We start from the raw sequence: 25,993 nt of genomic DNA on the forward strand, positions 1-25,993 counted from the left end.
ATGTAGGACGCGGGTGACAAGGAGACAGTGCGGCAATAGTAATCAGACAGTTTCATCAAGTAAACATTTAACCGATGTTTTATTTAATTAATTAGTGCTGCACCACAAAAATGCCTCTTGCAGTTAAATACCGCGACAGATGTTTTCACATCTGTCCCTCATATAACCCGCCTTCCCGGGCTTCGCAGGCCATGGCCTGGGCTGTCCCCCGTGATTCGGCGTGTCATCGATACTGCAGTTTTGCCGCGCAATGGCTAGAATGGCCGCCTTTGCGAAGTTCTGGAGTTTCCCTAATGCGCACTTTTCGTCTGGTGATTGCTTGCCCGGACCGCGTCGGCATCGTTGCTAAAGTCAGTAACTTTCTGGCGTCCCATAACGGCTGGATCACCGAAGCGAGCCATCACTCGGACAATCAAAGCGGTTGGTTTTTCATGCGTCACGAGATTCGTGCCGACTCGCTGCCCTTCGGCATTGAAGCCTTTCGTGAAGCGTTCGCACCCATTGCCGAAGAGTTCTCGATGGACTGGCGCATCACCGACACCGCGCAGAAAAAACGCGTGGTGCTGATGGCCAGCCGCGAGTCTCATTGCCTGGCTGACCTGTTGCACCGCTGGCACAGCGATGAGCTCGATTGCGACATCGCCTGTGTGATTTCCAACCATGACGATTTGCGCAGCATGGTGGAATGGCACGGCATCCCGTATTACCACGTACCGGTCAACCCGCAGGACAAGCACCCGGCGTTCGCCGAAGTCTCGCGGCTGGTCAAGCACCACGACGCCGAGGTGGTGGTGCTGGCCCGCTACATGCAGATCCTGCCACCGGCCTTGTGCAGCGAATACGCCCATAAGGTCATCAACATCCACCACAGTTTCCTGCCATCGTTCGTCGGGGCCAAGCCGTACCACCAGGCGTCGATGCGCGGTGTGAAGCTGATTGGCGCCACCTGTCACTACGTGACCGAAGAGCTGGATGCCGGCCCGATCATCGAGCAGGACGTGGTGCGTGTCAGCCACAGCGACAGCATCGAAGACATGGTGCGTTTCGGCCGTGACGTAGAGAAGATGGTGTTGGCCCGAGGCCTGCGTTATCACCTGGAAGACCGGGTGCTGGTGCATGGCAACAAGACCGTGGTCTTCTGACTACACTGCAAGGGGCCTGGACGAGCGATCGCCAGGCCTTTTTGTTTACTAAAGAACAACGATGTCCCTGTGGCGAGGGAGCAAGCTCCCTCGCCACGGTACATGCAACCTCAAAGGGAGGAACGCGCCATGACCGATCCATTGGACAAAGCCACCTCCAAGGCGCCAGCCACCCTGGGCGAGGGCTGTCTGAGCCGCTATGACCCCGACGCGTTGAGCCCGGAGGACGGCACCGAGTTTCCCGATGCCGCACAATTGTGGGAGCAACTGCATCCCCAGGACGAGCCCGAACAGGCGCCGTGACCGGTCAGGCCTGCCTGAGCCGGACCAGCTTCTTGATCAATGGCCGCCCGACCATCAGAAAGAACACCGGCCCGCCGGCCACCAGGTAAAAGTAATAGGTCACCGCCCGCCAGATCAGGATCGCCGCCGCTGCGGTGGACTTGCCCACCATGGGGGCCAACAGCGCCGCTGAGGTCAATTCGGCCGCCCCGGCACCGCCCGGCAGCAGGCTGAACTGTCCCGCGCTCAAGGACAGCATCTGGATCAGGAAACTCCAGGCCCACTGCAAATCCGCCCCCAGCCCCTTCAAGGCCAGGTACAACACGCTGTAGCGCAGCGCCCAATGCAGGCAGGTCAGGCCGAAGACTTGGAACAGCGTCTGTCGCGGCAGTTTCAACGTGTCGGTGAACGCCGCGAGGAAGTTCAGGATCTTGCGGCCCCAGCGTTGGCGGGTGGCGGTCTTTACCCGTAAGTGCCGCAGCACACGAGCGCCCAGCAGGATCAGCCGGCGGTGATAACGGGCCACCAGCACGCAGCCGCACAGCCCGCTAAACAATGAAATCGCGCTCAACGCCAGCATCCATTCCAGGCGCTGGCTGAGGTTCTGGAACAGCGCGTAGAACAGAATGCCCACCAAGGCGCAGAGGAAGAACAGCAAGTCGCTCAGTTGATCCATGGCAAACACCGCGCTGCCATGGGCTGGGCGTACGCCGTTGCGCGCCAGCAGGGCCATCAGCGTCAGCGGGCCACCACTGCCACCGGGTGTCGCACACATGGCGAACTCGGTGGACATCACCACGCCCATGCTTTTCCATCGGCCGATGCGCCCACGGTATTCACCCAGTAACAGGCGCAAGCGCACGGAATTCAAACCCCAGCACAGCACGATCATGCCGAGCATGGTTAGCAGCAGTGGCAGGGGAAAGCGCTGCACCCGCGACCACATTTCCCCGCCACCGACCAGCAACGGCACCAACAGCGCCGTGAGCAAGGCGACGCCCAGCCAGATTAGCCGTTTCATGCGGCGCTGCGGGCCCGCAGCCCCTGGGTCGCCAGCCAGCCGACCTTGGTCATCGGCACGCGACCGTCGTTGAGCAAGCGTTCGAGGGTACGCAGCCAATAGTTGCGGGAAAACCCGTGGCGCATGTCCACCGGGTGCAGGCCCAGGCGAATCACCGGGGCCTGGCGCCAGCGCTGTTCACGCTGGTCGCTGATGACTTTAGACAGGCCACGGCGCCAGGCACTGCGGGCGCTCCAGACCAGCCCTGGCGCGTCGATGGCGGTGAAGTCGGGCAGGCGATAGAGGTGTTGGGTATCGCTGGTGTAGCTCAGCGGCAACTGGCGCAAGGCCCGGCGCGTGCCTTCGCTCATCAGCCAGGCCGGAGCGACGAAACCTTCCAACGGCCAGCGGTAACGCTCAAAGGTTTCGATCCCGGCGCGCAGGCGGGCGAGGGCGGCGGCCTCGGACAGGTGGTAGAACTCGCCCTCATGGGTATAGACCCGGCGCATGAACCAATCCTTGGGGTGGCGGGCGGCAGGGCCGTCGTCGCAATGGTAGTAACCATGCAACACCAGTTCGTCGCCGCGCTCGACCCGGCTGTCGAGCAGGCGGCGAAAGCCGGGATGAGCCTCCAGCGCATTGGTGCGGTGAAAGTCCGGTACCACCAGCCAGGTCATCGGCACCTGGCCGAGGGCATCCACGGCTTCGACGAAGGGCTGGTAGTCGGGCCAGGTTTGCGGTGCCACGTCATGCAGCACCAAGAGCACGCTAGTGTCCTGTATCACAAATACTGTTCCTTTTTGACGGTGTCTGTTGTCGTCATGCTGCGTTGCCGCTCCTCGCTATAGCGGGCTATGACTCGTCGCGGCGCCTTGCCTGACGACAACAGCCACTCGCCAAGAAAGAAACGTATTTGCGAAACAGGACACTGGGCGAATGATTCATCGACACGGACCTCGCCTCACCCATTGGCCAGCATCGGCATCTGTTCGCCGAGCACGGCGTAGTAATGCCCCAGCAAGCTATTGACCACGGTGTCCCAGGCGTAATGACGCTCCACATGCCGGCGCGCCAGCAGGCCCCGGCGCTGGCAGCCTTCGGCAAACAGTTGCCGCACGGCATTGGCCATGGCCTGGGGATTGTTGGGTGTGCACAGCAGGCCACAGTCCTCATGGACGATTTCGGTGAAAGCCCCGGCCGCCACCGCCACCACGGGAATACCGCTGGCCATGGCTTCGAGGATCACCAGGCCGAAGGTTTCCTGGTCGCCGGCGTGCAGCAGGGCATCGGCGCTGGCCATGAGCCGGGCAACTTGCGGCGCCGGGCAGAATTCGTCGACCACCGTGACGTTGTCCGGCACTACGGCGGGCATCGACGAGCCCACCAACAACAGGTGATAGCGTTCGCCCAGGCGTTTCATGCACTTGAGCAACACCGGCAGGTTTTTTTCCTTGGAACCACGACCGGCGAAAATCAGCAGGCGCGTGTCTTCGGCGATACCCAGTTCGGCCCGCAGTTCCGGGTCGCGGGCGGCGGGGGTGAAGGTTTGCAGGTCGACGCCCAACGGTTGCACGAAGACGTTCTTGACCCCCAGCCCGGTCAGTTTGTCGGCCATGACCTGGCTCGGCGCCAGGACCCGGTCGAAATTGCCGTACAACTTGCTGACATAGGCTTCGATGTTGGGAGTGAACCAGTTGCCCATGCGGTTGCTCACCAGCAGCGGCAGGTCGGAGTGATAGAAACCGATGACGGGCACGTCGAGCTGACGGCGGGCATCCAATGCGGCCCAGGCGGTGAGGTACGGATCACCGACCTCGATCAGATCCGGTTGCAGATCGCGCAGGACGTTGCGCCACGGCGCCAGGCGAAGGGGGAAACGATAGCCCTTGCCGAACGGCAGCGCCGGGGCTGGAACCTTGTAGATGCCGTCGTGCTCGCTCAAATGCGCGCCCGGGATCAACAGGCTGTGGCGAATGCCGGGCCGATCGCCCAGGCGCCGGTGCTTGGCATCCAGATAAGTGCGCACGCCTCCGCTGGCGGGGGCGTAGAACATAGTTATGTCCGCTATATGCACGATGAACGTCCCTCCGGTCTGTGTTCTCCTGTGTTGACCTTTAGTAAGAATAGATGTTCGGTTGGGGTTGTGGGGCGGGAGCGTTGCCAGTGGGTATTGCTGGGTTTGACGGGGCCTCATCGCGAGCAAGCTCGCCCCCACAGGGATTTGGGTCGGGCACAGATCCAATGTGGGAGCGAGCTTGCTCGCGATAGGGCCACCCCAGGCGCAGACTATTATTTCCTGACGCCAGGGCCTTAACGCGCCAGGCATGCTTTTATATAAGCGTGCAAAATGGCGTCATATCGCAAACACCACGGGTGACCACATGCCTGACTCATCGCAACTCGTTATCGGCGCCGACCTCAGCGGCCAGCCCATCGCCCAGGCCATGCGCCTGGCGAACCGTCATGGTCTGGTGGCGGGCGCCACCGGTACCGGTAAGACCGTCACCTTGCAGCGCCTGGCGGAAATGTTCAGCGATGCCGGCGTGGCGGTGTTCGCGGCGGACATCAAGGGGGACCTGTGCGGCCTGGGCGCGGCCGGCAACCCCCAGGGCAAGATCGCCGAGCGCATCGCTGGCATGCCCTGGCTCAACCACAAGCCCCAGGCTTATCCGGTGACCTTGTGGGATATCCACGGTCAGTCCGGTCATCCGCTGCGCACCACTTTGAGTGAAATGGGCCCGTTGTTGATCGGCAGTCTGCTGGAGCTAACGGACAGCCAGCAGTCGGCGCTCTACGCCGCGTTCAAGGTGGCCGACCGCGAGGGCCTGTTGCTGCTGGACCTCAAGGACCTGAAAGCGCTGCTCAATCACCTCAAGGACAACCCCGAGCTGCTGGGGGACGACGCGGCGCTGATGACCACCGGCTCCAGCCAGGCGCTGCTGCGGCGCCTGTCCACCCTGGAACAGCAGGGCGCGGACGCGTTGTTCGGCGAACCAGCCTTGCAACTCGAAGACATCCTGCAACCGGCCAGCGATGGCCGTGGCCGCATCCACTTGCTCGACGCCAGCCGCCTGGTCCACGAAGCGCCGAAGGTCTATGCGACGTTCCTGCTGTGGCTGCTGGCCGAGCTGTTCGAGCAATTGCCCGAGCGCGGCGATGCGGACAAACCGCTGCTGGCGCTGTTCTTCGATGAGGCACACTTGCTCTTTGCCGGTACGCCCAAGGCCTTGCAGGAACGCTTGGAGCAAGTGGTGCGGTTGATCCGCTCCAAGGGCGTGGGGGTGTATTTCGTGACCCAGTCGCCGGGCGACTTGCCGGACGATGTGCTGGCGCAGTTGGGGTTGCGCATCCAGCACGGGTTGCGGGCCTTTACGGCCAAGGAACAGAAATCCCTGCGGGCGGTGGCCGACGGTTTCCGGCCCAACCCGCAGTTCGATGCTTTGGCGGTGCTCACTGAACTGGGCATTGGTGAGGCCTTGGTGGGCACCTTGCAGGAAAAAGGCACGCCGGAAATGGTCCAGCGGGTGTTGGTGGCTCCACCACAATCGCGCATCGGGCCGCTGACCGAGACCGAGCGCGCCGGCTTGATCAACAGTTCGTCGCTGCAAGGGCGCTACGACAAACCCATTGATCGTGAATCGGCCTATGAAGTGCTGATGGGGCGCAAGGGGTTGGAGCCCCAGGCCGAAGCGGTACCGGGCAAGCCCACGGCCGAAGAATCGAGCTTCACCGAAAAGGCCGGCGAGTTCCTCGGCACGGCAGCCGGCCAGGCGCTTAAATCGGCGATGCGCCAGGCGGCCAATCAATTGGGCCGGCAATTGGTGCGCGGGTTGATGGGGTCGTTGCTGGGGGGCAGTAAGCGGCGCCGATAGCCAGGACCGAGTCGCCCCTTTCGCGAGCAAGCCCGCTCCCACAATGGATCTGCGGCAGGCACACATGTTGCGCCCGGCAGAAATCTACTGTGGGAGCGGGCTTGCTCGCGAAGGCGGTTTAGCAGGCGAAGCATGTGCCGGCTGATCTGCCGCTATCGCGAGCAAGCTCGCCCCCACAAGGGATTGGCGTTGTGCAAAAAATAAGTGTCCGCCGCAGATCCCCTGTGGGAGCGGGCTTGCTCGCGAAGGCGGTTTAGCAGGCGAAGCATGTGCCGGTTGATCTGCCGCTATCGCGAGCAAGCTCGCTCCCACAAGGGATTGGCGTTGTGCAAAAAATAAGTGTCTGCCGCAGATCCCCTGTGGGAGCGAGCTTGCTCGCGATAGCTATCTAACAGGCGCCGAAAATCTCAACCCTTGGGCCGCGCATGTGCCGCCAACCGCTCCAGCGCCGCCCGCAGGTTGGGATCGGTGATGCCGTCCGCCGTGGCCTGGATGGTCGCCGCGGCGTCGGTGGACAAATCCAGCGTATGTCCCTTGGCGCCGACCTGGACGGTGGGCGGTTGTACCTTGAACAGGATCCGCGTCAGGTTGGTGAACTCTTCGAACGCCTGCAATTGACGCAGCAGGCGCTTTTGCTGGTAACGCAAACGCGTGGCCCAGTGGCCGTCGGTGACGATCAGCAACAAACTGCCTTCGCGCCAGGACGCCACGTGACAATGCTCGCGCGCGGCCGGTTGCAGCTGGCTGTCCAGCAGGCGTTGCAGGTGACCCAGGCGTCTGGCGTGGCCAAAGATGGCTTTCAGCGGCTTGGCTTCGCGCAGCAGAACGGCGGGTGCCTTGGCTGGAAGAGGGCGGAAGGCCATGAATGAATACCGCAAGTGACAGAGGCGCCATGGTAGCAGAAAGCGCCGGATGCGCTTCGACCCTCTCGCCCAGCGGCTTTTGGCTACACAATCAGTGAGTAACTTCTGCGCTTTGTGGGTTGAAGTTCGCGCAAAAGCCCTTATTTTAGGGTGGCCCCGTCACAGCGCTGTGCCAGCATCGTGGAATAACGCCACTTTCCTCTCCATCGTTTCCGGGTAGAATGCTCGTTCGCATGCGGCCATGAGGGCTGCACGGGCGACTCATGGGGCCGCCCTCCATCCCTTTAGTGTGGAAGATCCTGCCGATATGTTTGCGCCTTTGTTAAAGAAACTTTTTGGAAGCAAGAACGAGCGTGAAGTCAAGCGCATGCTCAAGACGGTACAGACTGTCAATGCCTTCGAAGAGCAAATGGTGGCCCTTTCGGACGATCAGTTACGCGCCAAGACTGCCGAATTCAAGGACCGCATCGCCAAGGGGGAAACCCTTGACCAGCTCCTGCCCGAAGCCTTTGCGGTTGCCCGTGAAGCCGGCAAGCGGATCATGGGCATGCGCCACTTCGACGTTCAGTTGATCGGCGGCATGACCTTGCACGAAGGCAAGATCGCCGAAATGCGTACCGGTGAGGGCAAGACCCTCGTGGCGACCCTGGGCGTATACCTCAACGCGCTGTCCGGCAAGGGCGTGCACGTGGTGACGGTCAACGACTACCTGGCCCGCCGCGACGCCAACTGGATGCGCCCGCTCTACGAATTCCTCGGCCTGACCGTCGGCGTCGTCACGCCGTTCCAGCCGCCGGAAGAGAAGCGCGCCGCCTACGCTGCCGACATCACCTACGGCACCAACAACGAATTCGGGTTCGACTACCTGCGCGACAACATGGCGTTCAGCATGGAAGAAAAATTCCAGCGTGAACTCAACTTTGCCGTGATCGACGAAGTCGACTCCATCCTCATCGACGAAGCCCGTACCCCGCTGATCATCTCCGGTCAGGCCGAGGACAGCTCCAAGCTGTACATCGAGATCAACAAACTGATCCCGCAGCTCAAGTTGCACGTCGAGGAAGTCGAAGGCGAAGTGACCCAGGCCGGGCACTACTCGGTCGACGAGAAGACCCGCCAGGTCGAACTCAACGAGGCCGGTCACCAGTTCGTCGAGGAAATGCTCACCCGCGTTGGTTTGCTGGCCGAAGGCGAGAGCCTGTACTCGGCCCACAACCTGGGCTTGCTGACCCACGTCTATGCCGGCTTGCGTGCCCACAAGCTGTTCAATCGCAACGTCGAATACATCGTGCAGGACGGCCAGGTCGTGCTGGTGGACGAACACACCGGCCGTACCATGCCGGGTCGTCGCCTGTCCGAAGGCCTGCACCAGGCCATCGAAGCCAAGGAAGGCCTGAACATCCAGGCCGAGAGCCAGACCCTGGCCTCGACCACCTTCCAGAACTATTTCCGCCTGTACAACAAGCTGTCCGGCATGACCGGTACCGCGGACACCGAAGCGTTCGAATTCCACCAGATCTACGGCCTGCAAGTGGTGGTGATTCCGCCGAACAAGCCGCTGGCTCGCAAGGACTACAACGACCTGGTGTTCCTGACCGCCGAAGAGAAGTACGCGGCGATCATCAACGACATCAAGGAAGGCATGGCCCAGGGCCGTCCGATCCTGGTGGGGACCGCCACCATCGAGACCTCCGAGCACATGTCCGCCCTGCTCGAAAAGGAAGGCATCGAGCACAAGGTCCTCAACGCCAAGTTCCACGAGAAGGAAGCCGAGATCATCGCCCAGGCCGGTCGCCCGGGTGCGCTGACCATCGCCACCAACATGGCGGGCCGTGGTACCGACATCCTGCTGGGCGGCAACTGGGAAGTGGAAGTCGCCAGCCTGGAAAACCCGACCCCCGAGCAGATCGCGCAGATCAAGGCCGACTGGCAGAAGCGTCACCAGCAGGTGCTCGAGTCCGGCGGTTTGCAGGTGATCGCGTCCGAGCGTCACGAATCGCGTCGTATCGACAACCAACTGCGTGGCCGTGCCGGTCGCCAGGGTGACGCCGGTTCCAGCCGTTTCTACCTGTCCCTGGAAGACAGCCTGATGCGCATCTTCGCCTCTGACCGGGTGAAGAACTTCATGAAGGCCCTTGGCATGCAGCCCGGCGAGGCGATCGAGCACCGCATGGTGACCAACGCCATCGAGAAGGCCCAGCGCAAGGTCGAAGGACGCAACTTCGATATCCGCAAGCAATTGCTCGAGTTCGACGACGTCAACAACGAACAGCGTAAAGTGATCTATCACATGCGTAACAGTTTGTTGGCCGCCGACAACATTGGCGAAACCATCGCCGATTTCCGCCAGGACGTGCTCAACGCAACCGTCAGCGCTCACATCCCGCCGCAGTCGCTGCCGGAACAGTGGGATGTCGCTGGCCTGGAAGCCGCCTTGCAGAGCGACTTCGGCGTGGCCTTGCCGATCCAGCAATGGCTCGACGAAGACGATCACCTGTACGAAGAAACCCTGCGCGAAAAACTGCTGGCCGAGCTGATCGCTGCCTACAACGAGAAGGAAGACCAGGCGGGCGCCGAAGCACTGCGCTCCTTCGAGAAGCAGATTGTGCTGCGGGTACTGGACGATTTGTGGAAAGACCACCTGTCGACCATGGATCACCTGCGCCACGGTATCCATTTGCGTGGCTACGCCCAGAAGAACCCGAAGCAGGAGTACAAGCGCGAGTCCTACACGCTGTTCTCCGAGTTGCTCGACTCGATCAAGCGCGACTCGATCCGTGTGTTGTCCCACGTTCAGGTTCGCCGCGAAGACCCGGCCGAAGAAGAAGCACGCCTGCGCCAGGAAGCCGAAGCCCTGGCCGCGCGCATGCAGTTCGAACACGCCGAAGCCCCTGGCCTGGAAGTGGTCGCCGAAGAGGGCGTCGATGTGGATGTCGCCCTGGCGACCGCACCGGTGCGCAACGAGCAGAAGCTGGGCCGTAACGAACTGTGCTATTGCGGTTCGGGCAAGAAATACAAGCATTGCCACGGGCAGATCCAATAAACCCGTTTCAACGCTGAACGACCCACGCCGCGACCGGATTTTATCCGTCGCGGCGTTTTGCCATTTTGATTCGCCGTCTCGATAAGGACGGCGTCGATAGACATCTAATTTAGGAGCGCATTCATGGCTGTTGGTCTTGGTCCGTTGCCAACGTTGCACCCGGTTGCCGGTTTTGAACTCGGTATTGCCTCGGCGGGCATCAAGCGCCCCGGGCGCAAGGACGTCGTGGTCATGCGTTGCGCCGAAGGCTCGACGGTGGCGGGTGTGTTCACCCTCAACGCCTTCTGTGCCGCGCCGGTCATCCTGGCCAAGCAACGCGTTCAGGGGCCGGTACGTTACCTGCTGACCAACACCGGTAACGCCAACGCCGGCACCGGCGCGCCTGGTTTGGCCGCCGCCGAGCGCACCTGCGCCAAGCTGGCGGAATTGACCGGCATCAACGCCAGCCAAGTGCTGCCGTATTCCACCGGTGTGATCGGCGAACCGCTGCCGGTCGAGAAGATCGAAGGCGCACTGCAAGCCGCCCTTGATGATCTCTCGGAAAACAACTGGGCCGCGGCCGCCACCGGCATCATGACCACCGACACCTTGCCCAAGGGCGCGAGCCGCCAGTTCGAGCATGATGGCGTGACCATCACTGTCACCGGCATCAGCAAAGGCGCCGGCATGATCCGCCCAAACATGGCGACCATGCTCGGCTACATCGCCACCGACGCCAAAGTCTCGCGCCAGGTGCTGCAAGACCTGATGCTCGACGGCGCCAACAAGTCGTTCAACCGCATCACCATCGATGGCGACACCTCCACCAACGACTGCTGCATGCTGATCGCCACCGGCCAGGCCAACCTGCCGGAGATCACCGAGGCCAGCGGCCCGCTGTTCGCCGCCTTGAAGCAGGCGGTATTCGAAGTGTGCATGGAAGTGGCCCAGGCCATCGTCCGTGATGGTGAAGGCGCGACCAAGTTCGTGACCGTGCAGGTTAACGGTGGTGGCAACCATCAGGAATGCCTGGATGTCGGCTACACCGTGGCCCACTCGCCGCTGATCAAGACCGCGCTGTTCGCCTCCGATCCGAACTGGGGCCGTATCCTTGCCGCCGTCGGCCGGGCTGGCGTACCGGAGCTGGACGTGAGCAAGATCGACGTGTTCCTCGGTGAAGTCTGTATCGCCAGCCAAGGTGCCCGTGCTTCGACCTACACCGAAGCCCAAGGGGCAGCGGTGATGCAGCAGGAAGAGATCACCATTCGTATCGAGTTGGGACGGGGTGATTGCAGCGAAACCATCTGGACCACTGATCTGTCCCACGAGTACGTCAAGATCAACGCTGAGTACCGGACTTAAACCGTTCGGGACCGAGTTGTTGCCATCGCGAGCAAGCTCGCTCCCACAGGGATTTGCGGGGTGACTGAGAAAGTGTTCACACCACCGATACCCTGTGGGAGCGAGCTTGCTCGCGATGGCGCCAGTACAGCCACCTCAGAACCATAAGAAAGGAATCCAAATGAGCCTGCACCTGATCATCGGCGATAAAGATCTATCCTCCTGGTCCCTGCGCGGCGCGTTGGCCCTGGCGCTGACCGGCGCGAAGTACACCGAAGAGCTGGTCAGGCTCGACCAGCCCGACACCCGCGAAAAGCTGCTCAAGTATTCGGCCACGGCCAAGGTCCCGTTGCTCAAGACCGACTTCGGCGTGATCGCCGATTCCCTGGCGATTGCCGAATATCTGGCCGAACAGTTTCCCGAGGCCAATCTCTGGCCCAAGGATGTGGCTGCCCGGGCCCAGGCGCGCTCGGCCTGTGCGCAAATGCACAGCGGTTTTTTCGCCCTCCGTAACCACATGCCCATGGATCTGCTGCACGATGCGCCGCTGTCGCCGATGCCATCTGACGTGCAGGCGGAAATCCAGCGGATGCTGGCGCTATGGGCGGAGTGCCGTGCGGCGGCCTCCGAAACCGGTCCTTATCTGTTCGGTACCCTGAGCCTGGCCGATGCTTTTTTTGCTCCTGTTGCCGTGCGCTTGCGTACCTATCAAATAGAGCTGCCGGAAGTCGATGCGGCCTACGTCGAAACCCTATATCAATGGCCAGCGTTCAAGGCGTGGCAACAGGCTGGCCTGGAGGACACTGCGCGGTGAAACGAGTCCATGTGGCGGCAGCGGTCATTCGCGATGCCGCCGGTAAAATCCTGATCGCCCGACGGGCCGATACCCAGCACCAGGGCGGCTTGTGGGAATTTCCTGGCGGCAAGGTCGAGGCCGACGAATCCGTCGAAACCGCCCTGGCCCGCGAACTTCATGAAGAGCTGGGCATTGTCGTCGATGCCGCCCGGCCGTTGATCAAGGTGCGTCACGATTACCCGGACAAACAGGTGTTGCTGGATGTCTGGGAAGTCTCGGCGTTCACCGGCGAGCCCCACGGCGCCGAAGGGCAGCCGTTGGCCTGGGTGACGGCCCGCGACCTGACGAACCATGAGTTTCCGGCGGCCAATCAGCCGATCGTCGCCGCGGCCCGTTTGCCGGGTGAATACCTGATTACCCCTGAAGGCCTTGAGACGCCGGCCTTGCTGCGCGGCATGCAGAAGGCGATTGCTGGCGGGATCAAGTTGGTCCAGCTCCGTGCCCCCAACGGCTACGACCCGCAATACCGCGACCTGGCGGTGGATGCGGCGGGGTTGTGTGCCGGCAAGGCCCAACTGATGCTCAAGGGGCCGTTCGAATGGCTGGGGGATTTTCCTTCCGCTGGTTGGCACATTACCGCCGCGCAACTGCGCAAGCATGCTGCGGCCGGTCGACCGTTCGGCAAGGACCGCTGGCTGGCGGCCTCCTGCCATAACGCCGAGGAACTGTCCCTGGCGCAGCAGATGGACGTGGATTTCGTGACGCTTTCGCCGGTGCAGCCGACCCAGACCCATCCCGATGCGCAGCCGTTGGGCTGGGAAGAGGCGACGCGGTTGATCGAGGGCTTCAACCGGCCGGTCTATCTGTTGGGTTGGGTAGGGCCCGGCGAACGGCAAAAAGCTTGGGAAGCCGGGGCGCAGGGTGTGGCGGGGATTCGGGCGTTTTGGCCTGAATCTTGAGCTTGAGAATGTGGTGCAGCAACTGACGCTATCGCGAGCAAGCTCGCTCCCACACTGGATCTGCGGTGTTCACAGAACCCCTGTGGGAGCGAGCTTGCTCGCGATGGCGGCCTCAAAAACCACTCAAATTCCAGGCTTGGCCGCCGCCTCCCACAGCACTTCTGCCACGCCTTGCCGCCGGGCAATGACCCGCGCCGCGACGAACAACAAGTCCGACAACCGATTGATATAGGCCAGCCCCGGCCCGGCCAACGGCTCCACCGCGTTCAATTGCTGGCAACGACGCTCGGCGCTGCGGGCCAGGCTGCGGCAGACGTGGGCTTGGGCGATCAGCGTCGAGCCACCGGGCAGGATGAAGTTTTCCAGCGGTCCCAGTTCCTCGTTCCACACATCAATCGCCGCTTCCAGGCGCTCGACTTCCGCCATGTTCAGCGCCTGATAGGCCGGCATCGCCAGTTCACCGCCGAGGTCGAACAACCGATGCTGACAGGGCGTCAGCACGTCGATAACCTCCTTCAGTGCCGGGTATTGACCTATTTCAGCGGCAAGACCGGCCAACAACAAGCCCAACTGGCTGTTCAGCGTATCCACTTCGCCGATGGCCTCGACCCGTGGGTGATCCTTTGCCACGCGGCGACCATCGCCCAACCCGGTTTCACCCTTGTCGCCGGTGCGGGTGTAAATCTTCGACAGGCGAAAGCCCATGCTCAGCGCTCCAGTTGTGTGTTTTCCTGCGGCACCATCGACGTGCCTGCCAGCGGCAGGCGCAAGGTGAAGCAGGTGCCTTGGCCCGGCGCCGACTGCACTTCCATCTGGCCCTTGTGGTTGTTGGTGATGATGAAATACGAGACCGACAGCCCAAGGCCGGTGCCCTGGCCGATCTCCTTGGTGGTGAAGAAGGGCTCGAAGGTGCGCTTGCGCACGTTCTCGCTCATGCCGATGCCGTTGTCCTCGACCTGGATTTCCGCCCACGGCGGATTCAATCGCGTGCGCAGGATGATGCGCCCGGGTTCGCTGTCGTCCTGGCGTTGGTGGATCGCCTGGGCGGCATTTTTCAGCAGGTTGAGCAGCACCTGTTCCAGTTCGTTGGCAGTGCCGGGTACCGGGCCCAGGTTCGGGTCGAACTGACGGATGATCGCCTGGCCCTTGAAGTCGAACCCGATCGCCAGGTCGAAGTCGTTCCCGGCGATTTCCACCGCCTGGTCGATCAGCGCTGGCAGGTCGCACGGCGCCATCTGCCGGGTGCTGCGCCGGCTGAAACTGAGCATGTGGGTGACGATTTTCGCCGCCCGGGCACCGGCTTGCTGGATGCCGTCGAGCAACTGCGGGATTTCCCGGCCCTGGAGGTAACGATTGACCTCCTGTAACTCGATACCCAATTGCTCGGCCTGTTCGAGGTTCTTCGGCAGTTCCGGTGACAGGCGTCGGCGGATGTTCTGCACGTTGTGCAGGATCGCCCCAAGCGGGTTGTTGATCTCATGGGCCATGCCTGCCGCGAGGCCGCCGACCGAGAGCATTTTTTCCGATTGCACCATCATTTCCTCCAGCGACAGGCGCTGGGTGATGTCGTCGATGCGGATCACCACGCCCCGCCCGGCGCCGCCCATCAGTGGATAGAACGTCAGGGCGTAATGCCGGGCTTCGTCGTCCTTGGTCCAGGTGACGCGTTCGATCTTGGCCACCGTATGTTGCTCGACGGTCTGCTTGAGCTGGGGCAGGTACGGCTTGAGCGGTTCGAAAGCGAGGAAGATCGGTTGGTTCAGGGCCTCGTCCAGCCGCGTGCCGGAGAGGGCGCTGGCTTCCTGGTTCCATTGGGTGACGTAGAGTTGTTCGTCGAGGGCGATCAGCGCCGACGGCATGGAGTCGATGATGCTGTTGAGGTAATTCTGGAAACCGGTGAGTTTTTTCTCGATCTTGCTGCGCACCTGGACTTCCAGCTCCAGCTTGCGATTGGTATGGCGGGTTTCTTCCGCCAGGCCTTGGGCCTGGTCGTAGGCGGCCTGGGAGTCGTCCCGCGCGCGCTTGAGTTGCTGCTCCCGGGCTTCGATGCGCGAGAGCATGGTATTGAACGCCTCGGCCAGGCTGCCGATCTCATCGTGGTTGCCCCGTGCGGCGCGCAGGGCATAGTTCTCTTCGCGGGTGACCTGGCGGGACAGCTCTTCGAGTTGATGAATCGGCTGGGTGATCAGGCGTTTGATCTGCTGGGCGATGATCAGCCACAGCAGCACGCTGAAAATCAGGATGCCGAGGCTGGCGGTCAGCGTGCCGGTGTAGAACGCCGTTGGCAGTTCGCTGCTGGCCACCAGTAGCAGGTGACCTGGCTCCGTGCCGGGGCGGGGCAGGGTGATGACCTGGTTGCTGCGGAATTCACTGGCCTGCCAAGCCTGCATATTGCGGTAATGGTCCGGCAGCTTGAGTTTTTCGGCATGTTGCAGTTGCGCCAGGCGTTCGCCCTGGCCGTCGTACAGCGCTGCTGCCCGTAGCGGTGCATAGCTGTTGAGCTCATCGAGCAGGCGTTTGGCGCTTTGTGGCGATTGCAGGGCATCGGAAATCAGGCTTGGGTTGGCCACCAGCCGGCCGATGGTCTGCAGGGCCTGGGGCGCCATGCTTTCCTGGGAAATGTAATAGGCGGCGCTGATAAAGGTCAGGTTGGCCACCAACAGGACAGTGGTCAACAACACCAACAGGGCGGCCAGCAGTTTTTGGCCGACCGGGAGGTTTTCAAGGCGCTGGCGCAATGGCATCAGACTCGTCGTTAAGAAAGGAACACGAGGGCCAGCGTAGCCGCTGCTCAGTCGCTGGGCAATCCGAGGTTGTCCAAGTGGGCAATCAGTCGCTGGCGCAGTTGTTCCAGGTGCGGCACGCTCAGCTCATGGCGCTGGGCGACCTTGCAGGCGTAATCGAGCAAGTAGCTGATTTCGGTGCGACGCCGATTGGCGACGTCCTGGTACATCGAGGAGTAATTGGCGGCCGTGGCCTGGATCACCCGTTCGACTTCCGGCTGCAAATCCTCGGCCGCCGCGGGCTGGCCGCACCGTTCGAGCAAATCCGTGAGTTCCGCGCACAGGGTCGCCACTTCGCAGTGGTGTTCCTGCAGGCCGCCGTTCTTGCAGTGATGCAGCACCGTCAACGGATTGATTGCGCAATTGAGCGCCAGCTTGCGCCAGAGGCGGGTGAGGATGTCGGCGCTCCATTCGTGGGGAATGCCGGCGGCGGCCAAGTCGTCCAGCCAGAACGGCGCTACCGGGTGAGCCGGGTCGCCCAACCAGGTGTAGCCATGGCCGGCGAATACCACGCGCCAGTCACCGTCGCGGAACGCGCCTTCGGTGCTGGAGGCGCTGATGCAACGGGCCTGGGGCACACAATTGGCCACAGCGTCCTGGCTGCCGAGGCCGTTCTGCAACAGGATCAGTTCCGACTCCGCGTCCAGGCGATGGGCCACCGACGCCACTGCCGCTTCCGCATCGTAGGCCTTGCAGGCCAGCAGCAGGCGCTTGATCGGTTCCGAGCTGTCCGCCGTTTCGCCCGGCACCGGGTAACACTGCGCCTGGCCCTGTTCCACCAGTGTCAGGCCACCAACGCTGCGGTAGGCCTGCAAACGCGCTTCGTTGCGCAGCACCAGCCGCACCGGCAACCCGGCCCGGGCCAGGCGCGTGGCCCACAACGTGCCGAGACTGCCGGCCCCGAGGACATGCCAGGTGGTCGACATCAGTTTTTTACTCGGATTGGCGCAGGCATCGGAGGGCTCGCAGTGTCGGCAGGAAAAGAGCCGTTATAATGAGCCCGATTTTAACCACAAGCCAAGCGCGCGCCGTTGATACTGGCGCGCCTTTTTATTTGGAGAACACTACATGCCGTCATTCGACGTGGTATCCGAACTGGACAAGCACGAAGTCACCAACGCGGTTGAAAACGCCGTCAAGGAACTCGACCGTCGTTATGACCTCAAGGGCAAGGGCAGTTTCGAGTTCAAGGAAAAAGACCTGACCGTGAACCTGACCGCCGAGGCCGACTTCCAGCTCGAGGCGATGATCGAGATCCTCAAGCTGGCGCTGGTCAAGCGCAAGATCGACGTGCAGTGCCTTGAGGTCAAGGACGCCTATGCCTCGGGCAAGCTGATGAAACAGGAAGCCGTGCTCAAGGAAGGCATCGACAAGGAGCTGGCGAAGAAGATCGTCGCCCATATCAAGGACGCCAAGCTCAAGGTACAAGCCGCCATCCAGGGCGAGCAGGTGCGGGTCACCGGCAAGAAACGTGACGACTTGCAGGAAGCCATTGCGGCGTTGCGCGGCAAGGAATTCGGCATGCCCCTGCAGTTCAATAACTTCCGCGACTGATCCCTTCAGTTATAGGGAAACACTGTGGCGAGGGAGCTTGCTCCCGCTTGGGGGCGCAGCCCCCATCAAAGGGCCGCTACGCAGCCCAGCGGGGGCAAGCTCCCTCGCCACAAGATGCCGCGTGCAACAGGAATAGGAGAGAACGATGGATTTGAACGCTGAAGTGGACAACCTGGTCAAGGTTTCCCAGACCTGGGTCCCCATGATCATGGAATACGGCAGCCGCGTGCTGCTGGCCGTTATCACCCTGGCCGTCGGCTGGTGGTTGATCAACAAAGTGACGCGCAAGCTGGGTGCTTTGCTGGCCTTGCGTAATGCCGACCTGGCCCTGCAAGGGTTTATCAGTACCCTGGCCAACATCATTCTGAAGATATTGCTGATCGTCAGCGTCGCTTCGATGATCGGTGTGGAAACCACTTCCTTCGTCGCCGCCATCGGTGCTGCCGGCCTGGCGATTGGCTTGGCCTTGCAAGGCAGCCTGGCGAACTTCGCCGGTGGCGTGCTGATCCTGCTGTTCCGTCCGTTCCGCATTGGTGACTGGATCGAAGCCCAGGGTGTGGCCGGTACGGTCGACAGCATCCAGATCTTCCACACGGTGTTGCGCACCGGTGACAACAAGACCGTCATCGTGCCCAACGGCAATCTGTCGAACGGGATCATCACCAACACCAACCGCCAGCCGACCCGCAAAGTCGTGTTCGATGTCGGCGTGGATTACCAGGCCGACCTGCAAAAGGCCCGGGAAGTGTTGCTGGAGCTGGCCAAGGACGAACGCGTGCTGGCGGATCCGGCGCCTGAAGCGGTGATTTCCACCTTGGGCGACAGTTCCATCACCGTGTCGCTGCGTATTTGGGTCAAGACCGCGGATTATTGGAGTGTGATGTTCATGCTCAATGAACTGGCGCGGGATCGTTTGAAGGACGCGGGCATTGATATTCCGTTTCCACAGCGAGTGATTCGGGTCGTTCAGGAAGGGGCGGCGCAATAACTATTTGAATGTAACTTGGCGCTGGGGTCAGGTTATATTTAGTTAGCTTGCTATTTAATAAGTTGTGTTAAAGCGGGCGTTGTAATGGGCATAAAAAAACCGCTCACCTGAATCAGGTGAGCGGTTTTTGTTTGTAGCGGGTGAAGCTATCGAACTAGCACTGAATTACAAGATGCTCAGTGGGTATTCGACGATCAGACGGAAGTCGTTGTTGTCTCGGTTGCCACTTGCGGTGGTGTAAGAGGTGTTGGTGCGGTAGAAAGCGCTACGAACACGGAACGACAGGTCTTTGGCTGGACCGCTTTGCAGAACGTACTTGGTTTCGAAGTCCCACTCGTGCTCTTTGCCTTCTGCGCCGCCAGTCTCGATGTTGTCACCGGTAACGTAACGAGTCATGAAGCTCAGGCCAGGAACGCCGTAAGTTTTCATGTTCAGGTCGTAGCGCGCCTGCCAGGAACGCTCGTCCTGACCGTTGAAGTCGGAGTACTGGATGGAGTTGGCGAGGAAAATGGTGCCGCCGCCGTCAACGCCATACACGTAGCCGGTGTCACCGGTGGAGCGCTGGTGAGCCAGGGTGAACTTGTGGGCACCGATGGCATAGGCAGCTGCAAGGGACCAGATACGGTTGTCAACGTCGCCGCTGAGCTTCTGGCCTTGGTCTTGGCTGTCATAACCGTTGAAGTCGAAGTTCAGGGACTGATCTTCGTTGATCGGCAGGGTGTAGTTCAGGTTCAGGTATTTCTTTTTGTAGTGATCTTCAACATCGGAAGCTGCTACGCCAGCAACGAAATTGTCGGTGAACTGGTAGGTTGCACCGGCAATGTCGGCAGACTTCAGGCCAAGGCCGTCATCGCCCATGCCAGTTTGCGAGCTGACGGCGTTGAAACGACCTGCGGTCAGCTCCAGGCCTTTGATTTCTTTGCTGGTAATCAGGGTACCGGTGGCAACTTCTGGCAGCAGACGGCTGTCGTCAGTAGAGAAAACCGGGCTGGTAGTGAACTGGTTGCCGTATTTCAGAACTGTGTCGGACAGACGGAACTTAACCGCGCCGCCAATCTTCGATTGTGTTTCTTCTAGGTTGCCATCACTGTCCTGAGCGAACAGGCCGTTACCAGCGCGACCAGTGCCACCGTCGAAACGGGCGGAGCCGAATGCGAAGGCGTCAGCGCCTACACCAACGGTACCTTGGGTGAAGCCCGATTCGTAGATAGCGCGAACGCCAACGCCGGCTTCTTCACGATAACTTTGACGAGTGTTTGGTTCGTTCTTGAAATCACGGTTCATGTACAGCGCACGGGTCAGAACAGTCAAGCTCTGATCTTCAAGAAAACCCTTGGATTCTTCCTGGGAAGAGGCCATTGCGAACTGCGAGGTACTGGCCGATACAGCCAGTGCGATCATGCTCCACTTCATCACGCGCATCGTGATTTGCTCCTTTGGTTTTTAGAAGAGTACTGCCGTCCCACCTGTTTTTTTATCTGGGCGGCTCTTTCTTTTTGTGTCGGCGCAAACTTATATCACGTCGACATTCTTTGGCGATACTTGCCCATTCAACCTTTCAGCTTCTTTACGACCATGTCGCCAATGGCTCGATCCATGTCGCATTTCAGCTGTTCCGACGCAACCGTATTCACAACTTTAATGTTGTTTTTTCTTTTCCGGCATCGGTGTAAAGAGTCCGTCATTACCGCGCTTGAAGCTCCTGTGGGCAGCCTTGCCACTTTAATTTGTATGTCGGCAGGTTCTCGCTTCCGGCGAGGCCCTTGGACAGTGCGGGTATGAATGCAACAAGCATGCTCAAACCCGAATTTCGTTTACATTTTTTTCACATTTGACCGGTTGACGCGGTGAAACCTCATGAAACCGGGCCCCAAAGGCCTTGTTTTAAATAGGGTTGACTCGTGTGTGGGTCTCGTGTTGGACATCGAAAAACGTGGCGAGACAACCAAAAACGTTACCGGTTCACCCTACCCAGTGAGTAAATCACGGATGCTTTGTGCACTGAGCGTAGACGCACTGTGCTGTTTTGGTGCAAAAAAATTTTCAGGTTGTACGAAAATCTTACAGCTCCAAGGTCTTGCCTGGGCCCTGGTACGGCCCTGCCAGGAGCTCGTCGTGCCGCCTGCGCTGTGTTGGTGCGTCAGCTTGCACGGGTTGATGCCGGGGTATTGAAAAGTCGTTCGAAGAAACGGTGTCGAAACGCTACGCAGTGATCGATCCGGCGTTCGCGAGTATGCTGCGCATCTGTGTCCGATGCAGGCCTGCGGGTCGCTGAGCCGGGCAGAATCGATAACGAGGAGTACGCGCGGTGTTTGCCTTAGATCCACGACTGCAACAAGACACATTGCCCATCGGCGATTTCCCGTTGTGCCGGTTGCTCTTGTCCAACGACGCCAACTACCCGTGGTTCATCCTCGTGCCGCGGCGAGAAAATATCAGCGAATTGTTTCAGTTGGATGACATTGATCAATTGCAGCTGTGGAAAGAAACCACGGCGCTGGCCGAAACCCTCAAGGATTCGTTCGATGCCGACAAGATGAACGTTGCAACCTTGGGTAATGTCGTCAGTCAACTGCACATGCATGTCATCGTGCGCAAGCGTGATGATGCGGCCTGGCCGGCGCCGGTCTGGGGCAAGCACCCGGCCCAGCCTTATAATGCAGGGCAGGTCGCGGCCATTCGCGAACGGTTGCGAATGGCCCTGGCCGATGATTTCAAGTTTCTGGAGGGCTGAACCATGAACCTTGAAGAACGCGTAACCGATCTGGAAAGCCGCCTGGCGTTTCAGGATGACACCATCCAGGCATTGAATGATGTGCTGGTGGCGCAGCAGCGGGTTGTCGAGCGCTTGCAGCTGCAGATGGCGGCGTTGCTCAAGCGCCAGGAAGAAATGGCCGGGCAATTCGAAACATTTGAAGAAGAGGCGCCGCCCCCTCACTACTGACGTGCCCCGATTCCCGTTTGCCGGGCAATAAAAAACCGCGAGCAGCCAGGCTGCATCGCGGTTTTTTTACGCTTGGATCAGCGGCGCGGCAGCGCGGCGATCACATCTTCGGCCTGCAGGCCCTTGTCGCGGTTCATCACGGAGAATTCCACGCGCTGGCCTTCCACCAGGACGCGATGGCCTTCGCCACGAATGGCCCGGAAATGCACGAAAATGTCATCGCCGGAGTCGCGGGAGATGAAGCCGAACCCTTTGGACGTGTTGAACCACTTCACCGTGCCGGTATCGCGGTTGGACATGTCGTAGTTCTGCGCAGCGGCGGCCGGCGACGACTTCTTGTAGAAGCTGACGGCCAGGTGCAGTGCCACGGCGAGCAGTGCCGCGCCGAGGCTGAACAGAATGGCCGGTTGACCGCCGATTTCCGGCATGGGCGCCAGCAGGGCCAGGGTTTGCAAGGCAACGGCCAGCACCAGCATGACGCTGACAAGGTTTTGCAGTTGATGACGTGGACCTTTGTTCCAGTAAGGGATGACGGGGGCAAGGGTCAGGTTGAGCAGGCCGAAAAAGGCCAGGTACAGTGCATCGGGGTGTTGCAGGTAAGGTGTGGCTTCGGAACCCAGGCTAGGGATGAAGGACAGCAGCAGGGCAGCTGCGCCCATTAGCAAGTGGACGATTTTCAACATTTTGATTGGCTCACGGTTAAGACAGATCACAAGGAAGAGCGGGTCGGGCACGGTTCGCTTCGAAACAATGAGAGGCGTTGGACACGTATCCGAATCAGCCTATGCGTTACGCCCGGGAAAATAAGCGTAGCGACACACTGCCTATTTAACAGCAAAGCTCGGGCCTTCTCAAACCCGTTACGGGCGCGCACCGCGCTGTTCGTCGGCCAGAAAAGCCCCGCGGCTGCTTGAACGCGCCAGGCAAGCGGCGTTGAATTTCCCTGGGCGTCGGAACCGTCGGCTGTCCTGGCTTGTCGTTCTGGTTCTGGAGGGCTGGCGATCTGTCGCAGGCCGCAGGCGGCCAGAACCACTAGAGTGGGTAGGGCCGTTGTCGAATTCATCACCTCAGGAGATCAACCCCATGGCAATTGATATCGGTATCAGTGAGGAAGACCGCAAGTCCATCGTCGACGGGCTCTCGCGCCTGCTGTCGGACACCTACGTGCTGTATCTCAAGACCCACAATTTCCACTGGAATGTCACAGGGCCGATGTTTCGGACCCTGCACCTGATGTTCGAGGAGCAATACAACGAGCTGGCCCTGGCGGTGGACCTGATTGCCGAACGAATCCGCGCCCTTGGCTTCCCGGCCCCGGGTGCCTACTCGGTGTATGCGCGCCTGTCTTCTATTAAAGAAGAGGAAGGCGTGCCTGCTGCCGAGGACATGATCCGGCAACTGGTCGAGGGCCAGGAAGCGGTGACGCGTACGGCCCGTGGCATCTTTCCTTTATTGGACAAGGTCAGCGACGAGCCCACGGCCGACCTGCTGACCCAGCGCATGCAGGTTCACGAAAAGACCGCGTGGATGCTGCGCGCGCTGCTCGAAGGCTAATAATCGAGTAGGTGATGACGTGGCGTGGGGCGCATTGCCTGCACGGGCCGTGTAGGACGGCGTAATTCGTCGCCGGCCTGCTGTTGGCTTGTCCTACGTCCATGGTCATAAAGTCGTCTGGAACTGGCGATGCCGTTGAGCTTCCATAGAGCCACAGATGGGTTGTTCCAACCCAGAGGCTCGTATGGCAAAGGAGTGTCAACGGTATGATTCAAGGAAAAGAACCCGGGGAAGGGGGACGGGGGCGTTTTCAGCCCATCAGCGTCGACCCGTTCATCCGGGGGTTCGATATGCAACTGGCCCGGCCCCTGGCCCGTTCCATTCGTCTGAACGGGTTCGCCACCTGTTTGCGGCTGGAGCAGGTCTATTGGGAGATCCTCGGTGACATGGCTGAGCTCAACCGCTGCTCCATCAGCACGTTGCTGTCCCATGTGGACAGGGAAGTGCACCTGCGCCATGGCGGGGTGCGCAATTTCAGCGGGTTGGTGCGCGTGGTCTGCGTGGTGCACAGTTTGAAGGACGCCGGGATGGATCATTGTGGCGTCTAGCCCATCAATGACTGCAAATTCCGTGGCGAGGGAGCTTGCTCCCGCTGGGCTGCGTAGCAGCCCTCTTTGTGAGCGCTTCGCACTCAAGCGGGAGCAAGCTCCCTCGCCACAATGAGTCACACAAGCCTTGAATGAACAACATAGTCGGCAATGACTGTGCGGTCTTACGGCTGCACAGGCTGCATTTAATGGATATAATCCCGCTCTTTGCCGCAAAGCCCCGCCTTTGCGCGAGTAACCTGATCGCCGAGACAACCCCATGCCGATGTACGACTATCAATGTGCTTCCTGTGGTCATCAGATGGAAGCCATTCAAAAGATCAGCGCGGCACCGCTGGTCGACTGCCCTGCCTGCCAGGCGCCGGAACTGAAAAAGATGCTGTCCATGCCTGGTTTCCGCCTCGGCGGCACGGGCTGGTATGAAACCGACTTCAAGACCGGCGCCAAGAAAAACCTGGCCGGTGGCGACAAAGCTGATTGAGTTGAATACGCGCGAGTTCTTGCACGGGCAGGGCCTCCAACCGAATGACGAATTACGAGAAGTGAAACCACTACCATGATGCGCAGCCATTATTGCGGCCAACTGAACGAAAGCCTGGAAGGTCAGGAAGTTACTCTTTGCGGATGGGTCCATCGTCGCCGTGACCATGGCGGGGTGATTTTCCTCGATATCCGTGATCGTGAAGGCCTGGCCCAGGTGGTGTTCGATCCGGACCGCGCTGAAACCTTCGCCACTGCCGACCGCGTGCGCAGTGAATACGTCGTCAAGATCACCGGCAAGGTACGCCTGCGCCCGGCCGGCGCCGGTAACGCCAACATGGCGTCGGGCATGATCGAAGTGCTGGGCTACGAGCTGGAAGTGCTCAACGAGTCGGAAACCCCGCCGTTCCCACTCAACGAATACTCCGACGTGGGCGAGGAAACCCGCCTGCGCTACCGCTTCATCGACCTGCGTCGCCCGGAAATGGCCGAGAAGCTGCGCCTGCGTTCGCGCATGACCACCAGCATCCGTCGCTACCTGGACGAGAACGGCTTCCTCGACGTCGAGACGCCGATCCTGACCCGCGCCACGCCGGAAGGCGCCCGCGACTACCTGGTGCCGAGCCGTACCCACCCCGGCAGCTTCTTCGCCCTGCCGCAATCGCCACAGCTGTTCAAGCAACTGCTGATGGTGGCCGGGTTCGATCGCTACTACCAGATCGCCAAGTGCTTCCGCGACGAAGACCTGCGTGCCGACCGTCAGCCTGAGTTCACTCAGATCGACATCGAGACCAGTTTCCTCGACGAAAAAGACATCATGGGCCTGACCGAAGGCATGATCCGCAACCTGTTCAAGGAAGTGCTGGGCCTGGAATTCGGCGAGTTCCCGCACATGACCTTCGAAGAGGCCATGCGCCGCTACGGTTCCGACAAGCCGGACCTGCGTAACCCGTTGGAACTGGTTGACGTGGCCGACCAGCTCAAGGAAGTCGATTTCAAAGTGTTCAGCGGCCCGGCCAACGATCCGAAATGCCGTATCGCGGCCCTGCGTGTTCCAGGCGGCGCCAGCATGCCGCGCAAGCAGATCGACGACTACACCAAGTTCGTCGGCATCTACGGTGCCAAGGGCCTGGCGTACATCAAGGTCAACGAGCGCGCCGCCGGTGTCGACGGCCTGCAATCGCCGATCGTGAAAAACATCCCTGAAGCCAATCTCAACGTGATCCTCGATCGCGTGGGTGCGGTTGACGGCGACATCGTGTTCTTCGGCGCCGACAAGGCCAAGATCGTCAGCGAAGCCCTGGGCGCGCTGCGCATCAAGCTGGGCCACGACCTGAAGCTGCTGACCTGCGAGTGGGCGCCGATGTGGGTCGTCGACTTCCCGATGTTCGAAGAAAACGACGACGGCAGCTTCTCTGCGCTGCACCACCCGTTCACCGCGCCGAAGTGCTCGCCTGAAGAATTGGAGGCCAACCCGGCCACCGCCCTGTCGCGCGCCTACGACATGGTCCTGAACGGCACCGAGCTGGGTGGCGGTTCGATCCGTATCCATCGCAAGGAAATGCAACAGGCGGTGTTCCGTCTGCTGGGCATCAACGAAGCGGAGCAGGAAGAGAAATTCGGCTTCCTGCTCGATGCGCTGAAGTACGGTGCACCGCCCCACGGTGGCCTGGCCTTCGGCCTGGACCGCCTGGTGATGCTGATGACCGGCGCCCAGTCGATCCGTGAAGTGATCGCGTTCCCGAAAACCCAGAGCGCGGCCGATGTCATGACCCAGGCGCCGGGCGTAGTGGACGCCAAGGCGCTGCGCGAGTTGCACATCCGTCTGCGTGAACAGCCAAAGGCTGAGTAAGGCTGGCACCTGA

24 protein-coding genes are annotated in these 25,993 nt (G+C 60.8%); 15 read left to right on the forward strand and 9 right to left on the reverse strand.

The genetic code is table 11. The features are described 5' to 3' along the window. The first annotated feature begins 293 nt into the window (after positions 1-293). Together purU and PSH84_RS02420 are read left to right on the forward strand one after the other, a co-directional pair. Positions 294-1,142 carry a formyltetrahydrofolate deformylase gene (gene purU / locus PSH84_RS02415; protein ID WP_122569403.1) on the forward strand — a complete coding sequence of 283 codons (849 nt, stop codon included), beginning with the start codon at positions 294-296 and terminating at the stop codon, positions 1,140-1,142. 129 nt (positions 1,143-1,271) lie between these two features. Then, complete coding sequence (locus PSH84_RS02420; RefSeq protein WP_163006898.1) at positions 1,272-1,445, forward strand: hypothetical protein; 174 nt, start codon at positions 1,272-1,274, stop codon at positions 1,443-1,445. Between the two features lie 4 nt (positions 1,446-1,449). On the opposite strand, the gene gpgF is transcribed toward PSH84_RS02420, so the two are convergent. The 3 genes from gpgF to gpgS all read right to left on the reverse strand — a co-directional run bounded on the left by gpgF (position 1,450) and on the right by gpgS (position 4,477). Beyond that, entirely contained in the window at positions 1,450-2,445 is a 996-nt protein-coding gene (gpgF, locus tag PSH84_RS02425) for a glucosaminyl phosphatidylglycerol flippase (RefSeq protein WP_122569402.1), read from the reverse strand. After that, positions 2,442-3,206: an N-acetylglucosaminyl phosphatidylglycerol deacetylase gene (gene gpgD / locus PSH84_RS02430; protein WP_122569407.1), complete on the reverse strand. Its 765-nt coding sequence runs from the start codon at positions 3,204-3,206 to the stop codon at positions 2,442-2,444. Before gpgD ends, gpgF begins: the two co-directional genes overlap by 4 nt. A 179-nt stretch (positions 3,207-3,385) precedes the next feature. Further along, complete coding sequence (gene gpgS, locus PSH84_RS02435) at positions 3,386-4,477, reverse strand: N-acetylglucosaminyl phosphatidylglycerol synthase (RefSeq protein WP_305468252.1); 1,092 nt, start codon at positions 4,475-4,477, stop codon at positions 3,386-3,388. A gap of 328 nt (positions 4,478-4,805) precedes the next feature. On the opposite strand from gpgS, the gene PSH84_RS02440 reads away from it, so the two are divergent. After that, positions 4,806-6,296: a helicase HerA-like domain-containing protein gene (locus tag PSH84_RS02440; protein ID WP_305468250.1), complete on the forward strand. Its 1,491-nt coding sequence runs from the start codon at positions 4,806-4,808 to the stop codon at positions 6,294-6,296. 407 nt (positions 6,297-6,703) lie between these two features. On the opposite strand, the gene PSH84_RS02445 is transcribed toward PSH84_RS02440, so the two are convergent. Next, on the reverse strand, positions 6,704-7,159 hold the full coding sequence (locus tag PSH84_RS02445; RefSeq protein ID WP_305468249.1) for a DUF721 domain-containing protein: 456 nt from the start codon (positions 7,157-7,159) through the stop codon (positions 6,704-6,706). A gap of 307 nt (positions 7,160-7,466) precedes the next feature. Here PSH84_RS02445 and secA point away from each other — a divergent pair, with 307 nt between their 5' ends. The 4 genes from secA to PSH84_RS02465 all read left to right on the forward strand — a co-directional run bounded on the left by secA (position 7,467) and on the right by PSH84_RS02465 (position 13,277). After that, the gene (secA, locus tag PSH84_RS02450; RefSeq protein ID WP_122569399.1) at positions 7,467-10,202 is read left to right on the forward strand and encodes a preprotein translocase subunit SecA; all 2,736 of its coding nucleotides are present in this window, start codon (positions 7,467-7,469) and stop codon (positions 10,200-10,202) included. A gap of 123 nt (positions 10,203-10,325) precedes the next feature. Beyond that, complete coding sequence (argJ, locus tag PSH84_RS02455; protein ID WP_305482248.1) at positions 10,326-11,543, forward strand: bifunctional glutamate N-acetyltransferase/amino-acid acetyltransferase ArgJ; 1,218 nt, start codon at positions 10,326-10,328, stop codon at positions 11,541-11,543. 160 nt (positions 11,544-11,703) lie between these two features. Continuing rightward, entirely contained in the window at positions 11,704-12,336 is a 633-nt protein-coding gene (locus PSH84_RS02460; protein ID WP_122569397.1) for a glutathione S-transferase family protein, read from the forward strand. Continuing rightward, on the forward strand, positions 12,333-13,277 hold the full coding sequence (locus tag PSH84_RS02465) for a Nudix family hydrolase (protein ID WP_305482249.1): 945 nt from the start codon (positions 12,333-12,335) through the stop codon (positions 13,275-13,277). The genes PSH84_RS02460 and PSH84_RS02465 overlap by 4 nt, the downstream gene beginning before the upstream one ends. A gap of 123 nt (positions 13,278-13,400) precedes the next feature. On the opposite strand, the gene PSH84_RS02470 is transcribed toward PSH84_RS02465, so the two are convergent. Genes PSH84_RS02470 through PSH84_RS02480 form a run of 3 tightly spaced genes read right to left on the reverse strand, consistent with a single transcriptional unit; the run spans position 13,401 to position 16,986 of the window. Continuing rightward, positions 13,401-13,982, reverse strand: coding sequence for a cob(I)yrinic acid a,c-diamide adenosyltransferase (locus tag PSH84_RS02470; protein ID WP_122569395.1), 582 nt, complete (start codon positions 13,980-13,982; stop codon positions 13,401-13,403). Between the two features lie 2 nt (positions 13,983-13,984). Next, on the reverse strand, positions 13,985-16,021 hold the full coding sequence (locus tag PSH84_RS02475; RefSeq protein ID WP_122569394.1) for an ATP-binding protein: 2,037 nt from the start codon (positions 16,019-16,021) through the stop codon (positions 13,985-13,987). 47 nt (positions 16,022-16,068) lie between these two features. Further along, the gene (locus PSH84_RS02480; RefSeq protein ID WP_305468244.1) at positions 16,069-16,986 is read right to left on the reverse strand and encodes a putative 2-dehydropantoate 2-reductase; all 918 of its coding nucleotides are present in this window, start codon (positions 16,984-16,986) and stop codon (positions 16,069-16,071) included. 142 nt (positions 16,987-17,128) lie between these two features. Here PSH84_RS02480 and PSH84_RS02485 point away from each other — a divergent pair, with 142 nt between their 5' ends. Then, positions 17,129-17,614, forward strand: a complete 486-nt coding sequence (locus PSH84_RS02485) for a YajQ family cyclic di-GMP-binding protein (RefSeq protein WP_003205057.1) — start codon at positions 17,129-17,131, stop codon at positions 17,612-17,614. 145 nt (positions 17,615-17,759) lie between these two features. Beyond that, positions 17,760-18,602 carry a mechanosensitive ion channel family protein gene (locus tag PSH84_RS02490; RefSeq protein ID WP_305468243.1) on the forward strand — a complete coding sequence of 281 codons (843 nt, stop codon included), beginning with the start codon at positions 17,760-17,762 and terminating at the stop codon, positions 18,600-18,602. Between the two features lie 165 nt (positions 18,603-18,767). Here the strand turns inward: PSH84_RS02490 and PSH84_RS02495 are convergent, their stop codons facing one another. Continuing rightward, positions 18,768-20,024: an OprD family porin gene (locus PSH84_RS02495; RefSeq protein WP_305468241.1), complete on the reverse strand. Its 1,257-nt coding sequence runs from the start codon at positions 20,022-20,024 to the stop codon at positions 18,768-18,770. 886 nt (positions 20,025-20,910) lie between these two features. On the opposite strand from PSH84_RS02495, the gene PSH84_RS02500 reads away from it, so the two are divergent. Together PSH84_RS02500 and PSH84_RS02505 are read left to right on the forward strand one after the other, a co-directional pair. Then, entirely contained in the window at positions 20,911-21,336 is a 426-nt protein-coding gene (locus PSH84_RS02500; RefSeq protein ID WP_122569390.1) for an HIT domain-containing protein, read from the forward strand. A gap of 3 nt (positions 21,337-21,339) precedes the next feature. Continuing rightward, positions 21,340-21,546 carry a SlyX family protein gene (locus PSH84_RS02505; protein ID WP_025215235.1) on the forward strand — a complete coding sequence of 69 codons (207 nt, stop codon included), beginning with the start codon at positions 21,340-21,342 and terminating at the stop codon, positions 21,544-21,546. A 77-nt stretch (positions 21,547-21,623) separates the two neighbouring features. Here PSH84_RS02505 and PSH84_RS02510 read toward each other — a convergent pair whose 3' ends face one another. Continuing rightward, positions 21,624-22,229, reverse strand: coding sequence for a cold-shock protein (locus PSH84_RS02510; protein WP_122569389.1), 606 nt, complete (start codon positions 22,227-22,229; stop codon positions 21,624-21,626). A 400-nt stretch (positions 22,230-22,629) separates the two neighbouring features. Here PSH84_RS02510 and PSH84_RS02515 point away from each other — a divergent pair, with 400 nt between their 5' ends. The 4 genes from PSH84_RS02515 (at position 22,630) to aspS (ending at position 25,980) form a co-directional block, all read left to right on the forward strand. Beyond that, a complete protein-coding gene (locus tag PSH84_RS02515; RefSeq protein ID WP_122569388.1) occupies positions 22,630-23,100 on the forward strand; it encodes a Dps family protein in 471 nt (156 codons plus the stop codon). Between the two features lie 206 nt (positions 23,101-23,306). Next, positions 23,307-23,648: a ribbon-helix-helix domain-containing protein gene (locus PSH84_RS02520; protein WP_305468238.1), complete on the forward strand. Its 342-nt coding sequence runs from the start codon at positions 23,307-23,309 to the stop codon at positions 23,646-23,648. 259 nt (positions 23,649-23,907) lie between these two features. Next, a complete protein-coding gene (locus PSH84_RS02525) occupies positions 23,908-24,129 on the forward strand; it encodes an FmdB family zinc ribbon protein (RefSeq protein ID WP_003178589.1) in 222 nt (73 codons plus the stop codon). A 75-nt stretch (positions 24,130-24,204) separates the two neighbouring features. Next, the gene (aspS, locus tag PSH84_RS02530) at positions 24,205-25,980 is read left to right on the forward strand and encodes an aspartate--tRNA ligase (protein ID WP_122569386.1); all 1,776 of its coding nucleotides are present in this window, start codon (positions 24,205-24,207) and stop codon (positions 25,978-25,980) included. Positions 25,981-25,993: the final 13 nt, after the last annotated feature.

Origin of the sequence: Pseudomonas beijingensis (assembly GCF_030687295.1) — a bacterium.
Classification (GTDB): Bacteria; Pseudomonadota; Gammaproteobacteria; order Pseudomonadales; family Pseudomonadaceae; genus Aquipseudomonas; species Aquipseudomonas beijingensis.